The sequence below is a fragment of the Pontibacter actiniarum genome, from assembly GCF_003585765.1.
Lineage (GTDB): Bacteria > Bacteroidota > Bacteroidia > Cytophagales > Hymenobacteraceae > Pontibacter > Pontibacter actiniarum.
Genome location: NZ_CP021235.1, coordinates 3610643 through 3623800 on the forward strand (window position 1 = coordinate 3610643; position 13158 = coordinate 3623800).

Consider the following 13158-nt stretch of genomic DNA (forward strand, 5'->3'; position numbering starts at 1 on the left):
TGCAAATATTATGCTACAAAAACGGCTACACCTCTACCCCCAGCCGCTCTTTAAAGCCTGCGTTGCCCTGCAAGCCGCCCGTGTGCACTGCCACCACACGGCTGCCTCTCGGGAAGTAGCCCTTCCTGACCAGGTCGAAGAGGCCGTACATCATCTTGCCGGTGTAAACGGGCTCAAGCGGGATACCGTGCTCCTGCTTAAACTGCGCCATAAACGCCAGCAGCTCCGGCTTTACTTTAGCGTAGCCCCCAAAGTGGTACTCCGTGGCGAGCTGCCAGTTATGGTAGCGCTGGCCGCTGTAAGCCAGTACCAGTTCCTCTACCTCCTGCCGCAAAAACGCCCCTCCTTTCAGCGCCGGAAAACCCAGTGCCTCTTTCTCGCCGGTCAAACCTGCCACAATGCCCGCAAAGGTTCCGCCTGTACCCATCGCGCAGCAGATGTGGCTGAAATCAACATCGATGTCCGGAACAATTTCGGCGCAGCCCTTTACCGCCAGCAGGTTGGTGCCGCCTTCGGGCAAAACGTACACCTGCCCGAACTGCGCGCGCAGCTCTTGCAGAAAGCCGGGCTCGCTCTTAAGCCGGTACTGTTCGCGGCTGATGTAGTGCAGTTGCATGCCGCAGGACGTGGCAAGAGCCAGCGTAGGGTTAAGCGGCAAGTGCTCCTCGCCCCGGATAATGCCAATGCTCCGAAAGCCGTATGCCTTTCCTGCCGCTGCCGTAGCCGCAATGTGGTTAGAGTAGGCACCGCCGAAAGTAAGCAGCGTATGATGGTCTTGCTGCCTTGCCTCCTGCAGGTTATACTTCAGCTTGCGCCACTTGTTACCCGATATGTGCGGGTGCAGCAGGTCTTCCCGCTTCACCCACAGCGCTACCCCCTGCTCCTGCCACAGGGGGGCCTCCAGTTTCTGCAACGGTGCTTCTTCCATCATACTTCAAAAAGAAGCCCCAGCTACTGCTGAGGCTCTGTTTATACGTTACGTTGTTCTAATCTAGTTTAACTGCGACCAATCCTCATCTACTGAAAAGAATGGAGAGAGTCAGAACTCAATTTATACTTTCTCCACGATAGGCACCTCCGTTGGTTTCTTTTTCACGCCGTAGTAAACAGCGCCCGCTATAACCAGCAGCAGCAGGATGGAAGAAACAAGCGACACGGTATTGCCTACAGTATAGGCTTTGGGTGCGAATTTAAACTCGATGGTATGCTTGCCTGCCGGCACCTCCATGGCGCGCAGCACATAGTTGGCCCGGAAGTGGTCTACCGGCTCGCCATCCAGGTAAGCCTGCCAGCCGTCGGCGTAATAAATCTCGGAGAACACCACCAGCCCCTCTTTCGGCGCCTGGTACTCATACTTCAGGTAGTTCGGCTCATACTCCACCAGGTTGATTGTGGCACTGTCCGGGTTAAAGTTACGGCGCTCTACCGGGAACTTAGACACGTCTATCACCGCGGTTGAACCGGCGTCGAACATCGTTAAGGCTTCTATTTCCTCATCTGGCGACTGCACCGGCTTTACCTCCTCCACAAACCAGGCGTTACCCAGTGGCTCCGGCACACGCTGCACCGGCTGCTGCGGGTTGCCTGTAATGGCATACCTGGTGTTGAGCATGCGCAGCACCTCCAGGTTATTGCGTGAGATGTGGCGGTCGATCAGGTCCTGGTAGCGGCGCAGTTTGGCCCCGTGGTAGCCCCCCACCGACTTGTGGTAGTAAGAGGTACGGGCATCGTTAAACGGATTGGGCAGGTTAATAACCCGGTAGTTTCCTTTGTCCTGCAGGATGAGCTGATCGGCTTGTGTTGGCTGGAAATAGTTTGCCACCACCTGGCGCTGAAAGTCGCTGTTGTTCAGGTAGCGTTTGTCCACCGCCCACAGGTCCACGAGCATCAGCAAGCCCACACCGGCCACTGCCACTGTAGCAGATACTTTATTCTTCACGTAGAAGTACAGCAGCCCACCGGCCAGCACGATAAACACCAGCGAACGGAAGGCGTCGGAGCGCATCATGCTTTCGCGGTCGGCACGGATGGCATCGATCGGGAACTGCGCCTGGATCAGCTGCTGGTCTGCGGCAGACACAAAGCTGGCAGTACCTGCAAAGAGCCACACGAGCAGGCAGATACCGGCCGTAATCCCGCCCGAGATCAACAGTTTCTTATCCAGGTCTTTGATTTCGCGCCGTTCGTTGATCAGCTTCCAGAGGGCCAGCACCGCCAGAAAAGGCATCGTGATCTGGGCGATCACCAGTGCCGACGCAACCGCCCGGAACTTGTTGTACAGCGGGAAGTAATCGAACATGAAATAGTTGAAGGCTTCGAAGTTCTTGCCCCAGGCCAGCACGATCGAGAGGATGGTACCGGCCACCAGCCAGCTCGTCCAGCGGCGGTCTACGATAAACAGCCCCAGCACGAACAGGAAGCATACGATAGCCCCCACATACACTGGCCCGCTGGTCATCGGCTGCGCACCCCAGTACATCGGCAGGCCCTGCTGCACCAGCTGTTCCGCCTGTGCCGGTGGCGCCCCCATCTTCAGGAAAGCGTTGTATGTTTCAGAATCGGTATCTAAAGGTGCGCTGCTGCTGCCGCCGTAAAAGTCGGGGATGAGCAGCGTGATGGTTTCGCCGATGCCGTAGCTCCAGTTAAAGGCGTACTCCCGGTCCAGGCCGCTGCCTACTTTCTCGCCGCTGTTGGGCGCCGTTAGCTCCGATTTGCCCCGGATGCTGTACTTGCTGTACTCAGCCGTGGTGTAGAGCCTTCCGAAGTTAACCCCCACTGCCAGAATGGCGGCCACCAAAAGCACCAGGCCCCGCTTAAACAGCTCGGCAAAAGTACCGTGCTTCACCGCAAAGATGATCTCCACCACGGCAAACACCAGCACCAGCAGCAGCATGTAGTAGGTCATCTGCAGGTGGTTGAAGTGCAGGTTCATCGTCAGGCCAACGGCAAAAAGCGCGGCACCGATCCAGAGGTTCTTGCGCAGCGCGTAGATAAGGCCGGCGAGCACCATCGGGATATAGGCGATGGTAAGGGACTTGGTGTTGTGCCCAGCCTCCAGGATGATGAGGTTGTAGGAAGTGAAGGAGAAGGCCACCGCGCCCGCAATGGCCAGCCAGGAGCTCATGCCCATGGCCACCAGCAGAATGTAGGCGCAGATCAGCGTGATAAAGATGTTGCCTGCCAAAGCCGGCAGGTCGAACGTCAGGATTTTATGGATATAGCCGGACCAGTCGCCGGGAAAGTGCGTCTGGATCAGGTAAGCCGGCATGCCCCCGAACATGGAGTTGGTCCAGAGGGCCTCTTCGCCGGTTCGCTCCCGGTAGTCCTGTATCTCTTTGGCGCCACCCTTAAACTGCAGAATGTCGTGCTGGGCAAGGGCTTTGTCTTCGAACAGGACCGGCGAAAAGTACACCGCCGTCAGGAACAGGAAAATCACTACAGCGATGGCATGTGGCAGCACATCGCGCTTAAAGTTAAAAGAAGTTGTCATATCTCTCAAAAACCTCGAATAGAGGTTGAAAGATAGGAGTTTTATTTTACTTCTTCATAATCCACGTACTCGCCGCCGTTGAAACTTTTGCGTTCCGGCTGCTCTGGAACATAGTCGATTTTAACATCGCCGTTGGCGCGGCCGTTGCCCTGGCGGCTTTGCTGCTGTGCCTGCTGCTGCTGGTGCATGGTAGAGTAGAAGAAGGTCCCGTTGCGCATCTTTTTCTTCAGGAAAGCGCCTAACAGCCACCGTAGCAGCGTAGGGGCAACCATACGGATAAAGAAGATGATGAGCAAGGTGGTAAATATGAACTTGATCATGTTGATGCTTTCTCTTGTTTGATACGGTAAGTATACTGCAAAAACAGTACCGATACTTTGTTACAACTCCTTTGCCAGACTTTTGTTACCTGACGCTTTGGCGGTACGCCGCAAAGATAAGGAGTATAGTTTTTAAATGCAGGTTTGGGAGGCTTAGTTCCGGCCCGGCATAATGCGCTGTCTTTTTGCCAGCAGGTTTACACGCCGGCTGTACTTTATACTTGGCAACTTATACCTCTTATAGCGCAAGGGCCCGTTCTGGGGGAAGAGCCCTCTATAAGGGTTCAGGCCAGGGGCAGCTGGACCCGGTGCTGCGAAAAATCCTGCTCATCCCCTACTCCTTTGTATCCTGACTCAGGCAAAGCTACCACCCTCTGTACCAAGTAAAAGCCCTCCCCCGTTTCCAGGGAAGGGCTTTGTGTATTAGCTTTATACTTCTTACTTACTCAGGTACAGGTTCCTTTCGGAGTATACTTTTGTGAAGTAATCGTCCTGCAGGTCGTCAATAAAGTAAATGGCCTCGCCGGTAGACTTCATTTCTGGCCCAAGCTCCTTGTTTACCTCCGGGAACTTGTTGTAAGAGAACACCGGTACTTTGATGGCGTATCCGTGCTTATAAGGGTTAAAGGTAAAGTCCTTCACCTTCTTCGCTCCCAGCATGATCTTAGTCGCGTAGTTGATGTACGGCTCACGGTAGGCCTTGGCAATGAACGGGAACGTACGGGACGCTCTCGGGTTGGCCTCGATAATGTACACCACCTCGTTTTTGATCGCAAACTGGATGTTGATGACACCCACGGTGTTCAACGCTACGGCAATTTTCTTGGTGTGCTCCTCAATCTGGCGCATCACGTTCTCGCTCAGGTCAAACGGAGGCAGCACCGCGTAAGAGTCGCCGGAGTGGATACCGGCCGGCTCGATGTGCTCCATGATACCGCAGATGTACACATCCTCTCCGTCGCAAATGGCGTCGGCCTCTGCCTCAATGGCATTGTCGAGGAAGTGGTCGAGCAGCACTTTGTTGCCCGGGTGGTCTTTCAGCAGGTCGATGACGTGGGCCTCCAGCTCTTTCTCGTTGATCACGATTTTCATGTTCTGGCCACCCAGCACGTAGCTAGGGCGCACCAGCAGCGGGAACTTCAGCTCCTTGCTCAGCTCCAGCGCCTCCTCCGCCGTCTCGATCACGGCAAACGGCGGGTAAGGGATAGCCAAATCGCGCAGCAGCGAGGAGAAGGAACCGCGGTCTTCCGCCAGGTCCAGGGCCTGGTAGCTGGTGCCAAGCACCTTAATGCCGAAGCGGTCCAGCTTCTCGGCCAGCTTCAGGGCTGTCTGCCCGCCCAGCTGCACAATCACACCCTCTGGCTTCTCATGCAGGATAATGTCGTAAATATGCTCCCAGAACACCGGCTCAAAGTACAGCTTGTCCGAAATATCGAAGTCGGTACTTACCGTTTCCGGGTTACAGTTGATCATGATGGTTTCGTAACCGCACTCTCTGGCAGCCAGCACGCCGTGCACACAGCTGTAGTCGAACTCAATGCCCTGCCCGATGCGGTTTGGCCCTGAGCCCAGCACAACAACCTTTTTCTTATCAGATACGATGCTTTCGTTTTCGCCCTCGAACGTGCTGTAGTAGTACGGTGTGTTGGCCTCAAACTCGGCCGCGCAGGTATCCACCATCTTAAACACGCGCTTAATGCCAAGCTCGGTACGCACACTGTGCACTTCGCTTTCTTTGCAGCGCAGCAGGTGGGCAATCTGGCGGTCGGCGTAACCTTTTACCTTGGCCTCGCGCAGCAGCTCGGCAGGAATGGTGCCCAGGCTATACTTCTCAATTTCCTTCTCCATCATATCCAGCTCCTCGATCTGAGCCAGGAACCATGGGTCAATCTTGGTCAGCTTCTGGATGGTGCTGGTTGGGATGCCGATGCGCATCGCATCCTTTATGTTGAACAGGCGGTTCCAGCTCGGGTTAGAGAGGCCGTGGATCAGCTCGTCGTAGTTTGTCTTCTCCTTGCCATCCGCGCCGATGCCGTTGCGTTTGATCTCCAGGCTTTGGCAGGCTTTCTGCAGCGCCTCCTGAAAGGTGCGGCCGATGCCCATTACCTCGCCCACCGACTTCATCTGCAGGCCAAGGGTGCGGTTCACACCCGGGAACTTGTCGAAGTTCCAGCGCGGTATCTTCACGATCACGTAGTCCAGGGCCGGCTCAAAGAAAGCCGAAGTGGTTTTGGTGATGGCGTTCTTCAGCTCATCCAGGTTATAGCCAATGGCCAGCTTCGCCGCGATTTTGGCAATCGGGTAACCGGTGGCCTTAGAGGCCAGCGCAGACGAACGGGATACGCGCGGGTTAATCTCAATGGCGATGATGGTGTCATCCTCCGGGTTCACGGAGAACTGCACATTACAGCCACCGGCAAACTGTCCGATGCCGTTCATCATTTTGATGGCCAGGTCGCGCATTTGCTGGTACACCGTGTCTGGCAGCGTCATGGCCGGGGCAACGGTAATGGAGTCGCCGGTGTGCACGCCCATCGGGTCGAAGTTCTCGATGGAGCAGATGATGATGATGTTGCCCATGTTATCGCGCAGCAGCTCCAGCTCATACTCCTTCCAACCCAAAATGCTTTGCTCGATAAGTACTTCGTGCGTTGGAGAAGCGTGCAGGCCGCGCGTAAGGGCGGTATCGAACTCCTCCGGAGTGTGCACAAAGCCACCGCCGTAGCCGCCCAGCGTAAACGACGGGCGAATTACGAGCGGAAATCCAATCTCCTGCGCTATCTCCTTGCCTTCCAGGAAAGACGTGGCTGTTTCGCCTTTGCAGACGTTCACGCCCAGCTCCAGCATCTTCAGACGGAACTCCTCACGGTCCTCGGTAGTCTCAATGGCTTTGATATCCACCCCGATGATGCGTACGCCGTATTTCTGCCAAATACCGGCTTTCTCGCAGTCGATGGCGAGGTTCAGCGCTGTCTGGCCGCCCATGGTAGGGAGCACGGCATCTATCTTATGTTTCTCAAGAATCTCAATGATGTACTTCTTCTCCAGGGGCTTGAGGTACACGTTATCCGCCGTAACCGGATCGGTCATGATGGTGGCGGGGTTTGAGTTGATGAGCGTTACTTCTATACCCTCTTCGCGTAGCGAACGGGCGGCCTGGGAGCCAGAGTAATCGAATTCGCAGGCCTGGCCGATAATAATAGGACCAGAACCAATAATAAGAACGGATTTAATCGAGGTGTCTTTAGGCATTGGGTTGGTATGTATAAATTGCCCAAAGTTAGCGCAAAATGTTTGGGGGTACAAGAAAAAAACGCCCGCCCCGGTTTATTTAAACTTTACTCCAGATCAAGCCTAAAGCTTAATCCTGTGTTTTAAGGTGCCGGCGGCCGTTAATCTTTCTCCCCCGCACAAAAAGATCATTTTCAGCCACTTCAAAAAACAAGCCTCTTGCAGGCCGGGAACGCAGCGCAAACGCGTGTTCTTTTCTGTTTGCCCGCTTACATTTAGCGCTGGTTAGCGGTTTCCCTCTCCGCCTGCTGTTTCCGAAAGCGCTCCCGGTACATTCTCTCTATTTCGGGAAGGCGCCTCTTATACGCCTCCACATCCCATCGCATACCTACTTCTTCCAGATCATCTTTCAAAAGCCCTAAGCCTACCTCGGCGCGGAGGCTATCCACATGGTCGGGGTCCTGTAGCGGGATGATGTAGCTCTTATCAGGATCGTCGGAAACGACCTTTTGTGTGCCGTAGATCTGTGGCTTTCCCTGGTTCATCAAAATGCGGTCCTGCAGAAATGCATAGTGCCACGGCTTGGCGCTTCCCGCTTCAACGGCTTTACGTAGCACGGGCAGGTACTTTTGCTGCACCACCGCATCCCCCACATGCTGGACAGCAAGGAAATAGGCTTGATTGGCAAAATACCCTACCTCATCGGCACTCAACCACCCGTAGCGATCCAGCACCTGCTGTATGCCAGCCGCGCTCTCCGCGTCAACTCGTTTCATGGTGCTGCGCACTTTACGGGCTTCATCGCTTTCTCTTCCGTACTTTTTATAAGCCTCCATCACCAGTAACCGAATGCCCTGGTCTCTGTCGCTTATCTGGAGTAATGCCTTTCGGGCAGGCAGGTTATACCCTTTCTCAATTTTATGGATACTGCTCCGCAGGCTTTTCCAGCGGCTGTCTTTATGCAGAGCGGCAAAACCTTTCTCAGTCCTGATCTCCTCTAAATAAGTGCTGTCTGCCACTAATTGCTGCAGCAGTTCAAAAGCGCGCCCTTTATTTCCTTGTACAGATGCGGCAAGCGCCTCCTGGTACTCCTCCGAAAGCTCTTTTAGGTAAGCTGAGAAGAGTTCAGGGTATGTTTTCGCGAATTCTGCTTCATTCTTCTGCTCCAGTTGGCTAAATGCCTGGGCGACTAAATCGCTATAGCGTTGGGCGTAGCTGTTAAAGGTTAGAAGTACTGTGAGCAGTGTAACTAAGATCGTTTTCATGTGATTGGCAGATAAAACGTGAATAAGTTAATGTACAGCAGGCTCAGCGGTTTACCTGCTGAGCTGGTTAAGGAGTTTGCGCAGCACCTGGTTGATTGTTTCTTCCCCGTTTTCCCGGTAAATAAAGCCGTGCCCGCCTGAATCCAGTACCTCGAAATGCCAGGCCGGTGCGTCGGCTTTGTGTGCATCGTAAATCTCTTTGACGGCATCGTACGGGAAAACCTTGTCGTCTTTGGCATGAAGGGAGTACAGCGGCTTATCTTGGGATATGTTGGAAAAGTCTATCGCCCCGGTTTTAAGTTCGGGGTGGGCGCTAAACGTATAGAAGCCTGCAAAATGCTCGGGAGCATGACTGATAAACCAAAAAGTACCTGTACCACCGTTAGACATGCCGCCTAAATATACTTGCCGCTCATCAATGTTATACACCTGCTTGGTTTGGTGAAGCATGGCAAGTATGTTTTCAAAGGCTTTCTGCTGCCCTACCCATCCAAAATCCTTTTTGCCGAAAGGGAACAAAACTATAGCGTTATACTTATCTGCCACTGTGAAGATGGGTTCTTCGGCAAACTCAGGGTCCTTATACTCAAAGTTCTTTAGGCTTACAACTCCCCCATGCAGGTACACGAGCAGCGGGTAAGACTTTTGGGGGTTGTAAGACTTAGGCACATGCACCAGGTACGGCACGTTTATAGTATCTGCCCGTGAAAAGTATAGCGCGTATCCGCTATTGGCGGGTTTATACATTGCTTGGCTACTGCCTGCCTCTAGGGCATTGTTCTGGATGGTGCGGAGCCACTTCTTGCTTTTGAGAGAATCAGGGAGCTCCTGCCCCAACGCCACTTGGCTTAACAGGAAAAGCGCCAGTATAGGGTACTTCAGTTTCATATAGATCTGTTTTTATAGCTTGTGTTTCTGCTGTGTTGTTTGGGCTGCTGTCATTGAGATGTTATCTGAAACAGGAATTCGTTTACCCAGAGTGCCTGTTCGTCAAAGGTGCTGTTGAAAGTATCTCTGATGTAGCCACGGTCATACGTTAGCTTCTTCCTGAGCACCCGTTCTCCGTTCAGGTACACCCGCACAGGTTTCTCAAGGTTTACCATTTCCGGCGAGACAAAAAGCTTCAGTTGCCCTACTCTTGACGTTTCAATATAGAATGTGTTATTGCTGTAAGCAGCACGCACTGCGCCAGAACGAAGCTTGTTAGGAAAGGCCTGTTGCAAAGTGTCTATGGGTGTGGCATTAGCATCGTTATCGTACCATTCTGTTATTTCGAAATTGTAGCCTTTGTGCCACCCGGCTGCAGGGGCAAGTGTGTCTAACGTTGATATGGCAAGCCAGTCGCAGCGGCCATACGTCACATCATCACACTCCCAGTATAAACTGTCCTGAAAAGGATTGCGCCTAGCGGCTTGCATGGCTGTGGCCAAGTCAGGCACAGCCGCATCAAACGCTTCGGTAAACGGGAACCAATGCGGCGGGCCTGTAAACGTTCGTGTCTGCCAGTTTATACCTAACCGCTGCGCCAAGGCAGTAAGCGTGTCCATAGCTGGCTTGGGGTAATAATAATCCTTATCAACCGCAATCGCATAAAAGGATCTGTTTTGGGCATTCTTAAGAAAAGTACCTCCTGTGAACACCTGTGGGCGCGTGTTGAACCCGTAAAAGCCTGCAAAGTCGCTGGGGCTACGGACCAGGTTGATAAACGCTCCGGTTGCTCCGTTAGAATGCCCGGCCAGGTACAGCCGCCGCTCATCCACATTAAAAATCTCTCGGATAACCTGTACTGTGTTAGGCACAATGGCAGCGCCAGCCTCAGAGGTCATCCAGTTAAACTGTTTACTGGCAAAGGGTATAACCAGGATGTAGCCAAGCGAATCGGCCATACTTGCAACTGCTTCTCCGGCACTTCTAAAACTAAGCGAATCGGCAACCTGTGGCAACTCTTTGATTGCTCTTACCGCCCCGTGCAGGAAGAACAGCACAGGGTAATGCCGGCGGCTATTGTAATTGGGAGGCACCCGCACGTAGCACCTCGTATCAAGTGTGTCATTTACCGGCACCCGCAGCGACAGCCATCGGTCTGGCACTTCCATTGGCTGTTGGTAGGCAAAGCTTTGGATAGCTTTATACAGCTGCTTGCCCGGTTCGTTTTGCAATGCCTGCTCCCGCTCCTTCCGCCTGTTTTCACGCCACTTAGTCTGCCAGGTGTCAAATGCAGATTGCTTGGCCAACGCAAGCGAATCAGCCTGATCTATTCTTTTTTGGAATGATGCCCAGCGAACGTCGGTGCGGAGAGGGGCAAAAGAAGGTTTATTCCACACGACCTCATCGGCGATAGGTGAGGTGCGGACCTTCTCCAAGTAGTAGAAGGCCTTATTGTGATCTTTTGCAAGAGTAGCGAAGTCTGCCAGGTTGTAGTAACGCCAGTAAATCTCGCTGGAGTCATGCTTTATAGCTTCCTCCAGCAGGCTTATTGCTTTCTGATACTCTCCTTTGCCTTTCGCTTCAAAAGCCTCGTCTAAAAGCCGCTCATACGCCGGGTCTAGGCGCTGCGCAAAAGAGGAGTGTACAGTGGTCAAGAAGAGAAGCAGTAGTAGTAAGGTCCGCTGCACGTTTTTCATAGTCATAGCTTGAATCTGAAACAAAGCTATCTAATCCCGCAGCAGCAAAATTGTATGATTGGGCCATTAGCTACTTTACATTCCAAAATCTAAGCGCCAGAACGTGTCCTGCACCCCAAGGCTTGTACCTGTAGCAAGCAACTTCTTAGGGTTACAGCCCGTCCATTTGCGACACTGCTTGTTCCAGTGCGATTGGTCTGTGTGCCGGGTAGCGTATGCAAGTTGCGTAAGCGTCTGTTTCTCTTCTGGCTTGGTAGCCATGTGCAGGGCATACCGGAAGCGGGCAATCTGACGGTACGTTTCAGGTGAGCAGGCAAAATGCTGTAAGAACAGGCGGTGCATGTGCCGACGGCTTATGTTGTGCTGCTCCGCTATCAAGTGCAGAGGCTGTGGTGCGTCCAAATCCACTACCGCGTTGTACAGCGACTCCAGCAAGTGCTGAGGCTTTGGGTTAAGCAAGGCGAGGAAAAAGTCATCAAGAAGGCTCGTAAGCTGCTTAGGATCAGAAACAGAAAACACTTTTGCCTGCAGCGCATCCAAGGCACCGCCGAATGGATCTACCGCAGCCACAAAGTTCGGCGCCAGCAGGCCTACCGGTTGCTCTGTAAAAGCGGCTAAGCCTACGGGCTTAAACACAACCGCAACTTTGTGCAGCGGGCCGGTATGATGTACCCAGAGCGGCGCTTTCCGAATCACGGTTAGCAGGCTCAGCGGTTTATCCGAAGCACTGTACTGCACATGCGAACCCACCTCATCAAAATGGAACCCTGCTCTACTAAACAAAGACAGCGAATTGTTGAGGTGAGGAAAGCACTGGTAACGTAGCTGGGTACGCTGGCTCTGGTAGCGCTGTATATAGTAGTAATCAATGTATGGCTCTAGGGCAGGAGCCAACGGGTGAAAGCTGGTAAAATCCATAATAGCAAGGGATAGCTACAAACAACCTACGGATTTTATCAGGCAAATCCAACACCTGTTGCACGCTAACGCAGCTTAAGCACGGAACTGCAGCCCTTTTATACTTACGTAACACCGCGCTACGTGCAGGCCACGCGGCCTTTCAGGCTATGCCCGCAGAAACAGAGGCCGCAGCAATATGTGCCAGGTGCAGGCTTGCCGCCCCTCTCCTCTGAAAACAGGGCAAACAAAAGAGCCTCTGTGCGTAAACTAAAGTATAAACCATACACACGACAACCATGACACCGAAAGAAGACGACATCATTACCAACGCAGACGAAAGTAAGCGCCTGCCCGACGAGAACCCCGAACCGCTAACCGGCACGAAAAAGAAGGAAATAGATATCCTGGACAAGGAGTACGAAGGCAAAGAGGTAGCGGGCAACGCCGGTGCCAAGAACGAGGAGGATACCCGTAAATTAGACGGCAGCAACGCCAACACGCTCCGCACCAAATAAGGTAACACAGCATAAATTAAAAGCCCTACCTGCTGCAGCCACAGCAGGCGGGGCTTTTGCATGTTCCCCATAGCTCATACACTACCGCCTCATCCTGGTTCGCCCAAAAGCCACTCTCTCCAAAAGCAAGTTTTTACAAAAAAGATTATATTTATAATTCTTCCCGGAGCTTTGATTTAAGAAGATAAAACACTAGTATTAAATTGTGTAAACGCATTGCAACCCGACCTTCTATGGTTTTATCAGAGACACCTTACCTGCATGTAGAATACTATGCGGCGCATGACGTGATTGTAAGCCAGTGGTACGGTCGCTGCACCAGCCAGGAATACCGTGGTGCCCTTAGCCGGTTTCTCCATTTCGTAGCCTCTATGGGGATAAAGCATGCCATTGCCGACCGCCGTCTGCTGCCCCCCCTCCCGCCAGAGGACGCACAGTGGACGGTGAACGAGTACCGTGAAGAGTTCAGGAAGCTTTCGCTCAAGCGCTTTGCCATCATCAACTCCTTTGACCCGGCCGCCAGTGAGCAACTACAGCATTTCCTTTTCAACAAGCGGGCTCCCTTCCCTTTCGAAGTGAAGGTTTTTGAGGACCTCACCTCTGCCTACGACTGGCTGATAGCAGTAGAGGCCCGGTAACTGCCCTGCAGAGGTAGGCACCGTTTGCTGCACCCGCACCTGTGTTGCATCCGTTTCAGACATTCTTTCCCCGTGCCGGCCCTACCTCAGCAAGCCGCTGCCTCACCAGTGCAGGCTGTACTTCACGCGCTGCAGCATCTTCTACCTACAGCTCTTCAAACACTCTTGCTTCAGC

At 53.2% G+C, this 13158-nt stretch carries 10 protein-coding genes; 2 read left to right on the top strand and 8 right to left on the bottom strand.

Going from position 1 to position 13158, the window contains the following annotated elements:
* Positions 1 to 25: 25 nt before the first annotated feature.
* From CA264_RS15465 to CA264_RS15500, 8 genes are all read right to left on the bottom strand, one after another.
* Entirely contained in the window at positions 26 to 931 is a 906-nt protein-coding gene (locus CA264_RS15465) for a 1-aminocyclopropane-1-carboxylate deaminase/D-cysteine desulfhydrase (RefSeq protein WP_025608293.1), read from the bottom strand.
* Positions 932 to 1051: 120 nt separating this feature from the next.
* Complete coding sequence (locus CA264_RS15470; RefSeq protein WP_025608294.1) at positions 1052 to 3490, bottom strand: YfhO family protein; 2439 nt, start codon at positions 3488 to 3490, stop codon at positions 1052 to 1054.
* 41 nt (positions 3491 to 3531) lie between these two features.
* On the bottom strand, positions 3532 to 3810 hold the full coding sequence (locus tag CA264_RS15475) for a DUF4834 family protein (protein ID WP_025608295.1): 279 nt from the start codon (positions 3808 to 3810) through the stop codon (positions 3532 to 3534).
* 438 nt (positions 3811 to 4248) lie between these two features.
* Entirely contained in the window at positions 4249 to 7062 is a 2814-nt protein-coding gene (gene carB, locus CA264_RS15480; RefSeq protein ID WP_025608296.1) for a carbamoyl-phosphate synthase large subunit, read from the bottom strand.
* A 254-nt stretch (positions 7063 to 7316) separates the two neighbouring features.
* Positions 7317 to 8306 carry a DUF6624 domain-containing protein gene (locus CA264_RS15485; protein WP_025608297.1) on the bottom strand — a complete coding sequence of 330 codons (990 nt, stop codon included), beginning with the start codon at positions 8304 to 8306 and terminating at the stop codon, positions 7317 to 7319.
* Positions 8307 to 8357: 51 nt separating this feature from the next.
* Positions 8358 to 9194 (bottom strand): carboxylesterase family protein, encoded by an 837-nt coding sequence (locus CA264_RS15490; RefSeq protein WP_025608298.1) that lies wholly within the window; start codon positions 9192 to 9194, stop codon positions 8358 to 8360.
* 50 nt (positions 9195 to 9244) lie between these two features.
* A complete protein-coding gene (locus CA264_RS15495; RefSeq protein WP_157593712.1) occupies positions 9245 to 10936 on the bottom strand; it encodes an alpha/beta hydrolase family protein in 1692 nt (563 codons plus the stop codon).
* A gap of 69 nt (positions 10937 to 11005) precedes the next feature.
* Positions 11006 to 11848 carry a helix-turn-helix domain-containing protein gene (locus tag CA264_RS15500; protein ID WP_025608300.1) on the bottom strand — a complete coding sequence of 281 codons (843 nt, stop codon included), beginning with the start codon at positions 11846 to 11848 and terminating at the stop codon, positions 11006 to 11008.
* Between the two features lie 278 nt (positions 11849 to 12126).
* Between CA264_RS15500 and CA264_RS15505 the strand changes: the two genes are divergently transcribed.
* Both CA264_RS15505 and CA264_RS15510 read left to right on the top strand, forming a co-directional pair.
* Positions 12127 to 12345 carry a hypothetical protein gene (locus CA264_RS15505; protein ID WP_025608301.1) on the top strand — a complete coding sequence of 73 codons (219 nt, stop codon included), beginning with the start codon at positions 12127 to 12129 and terminating at the stop codon, positions 12343 to 12345.
* Positions 12346 to 12578: 233 nt separating this feature from the next.
* Positions 12579 to 12983 carry a hypothetical protein gene (locus tag CA264_RS15510; RefSeq protein ID WP_025608302.1) on the top strand — a complete coding sequence of 135 codons (405 nt, stop codon included), beginning with the start codon at positions 12579 to 12581 and terminating at the stop codon, positions 12981 to 12983.
* Positions 12984 to 13158 lie beyond the last annotated feature (175 nt).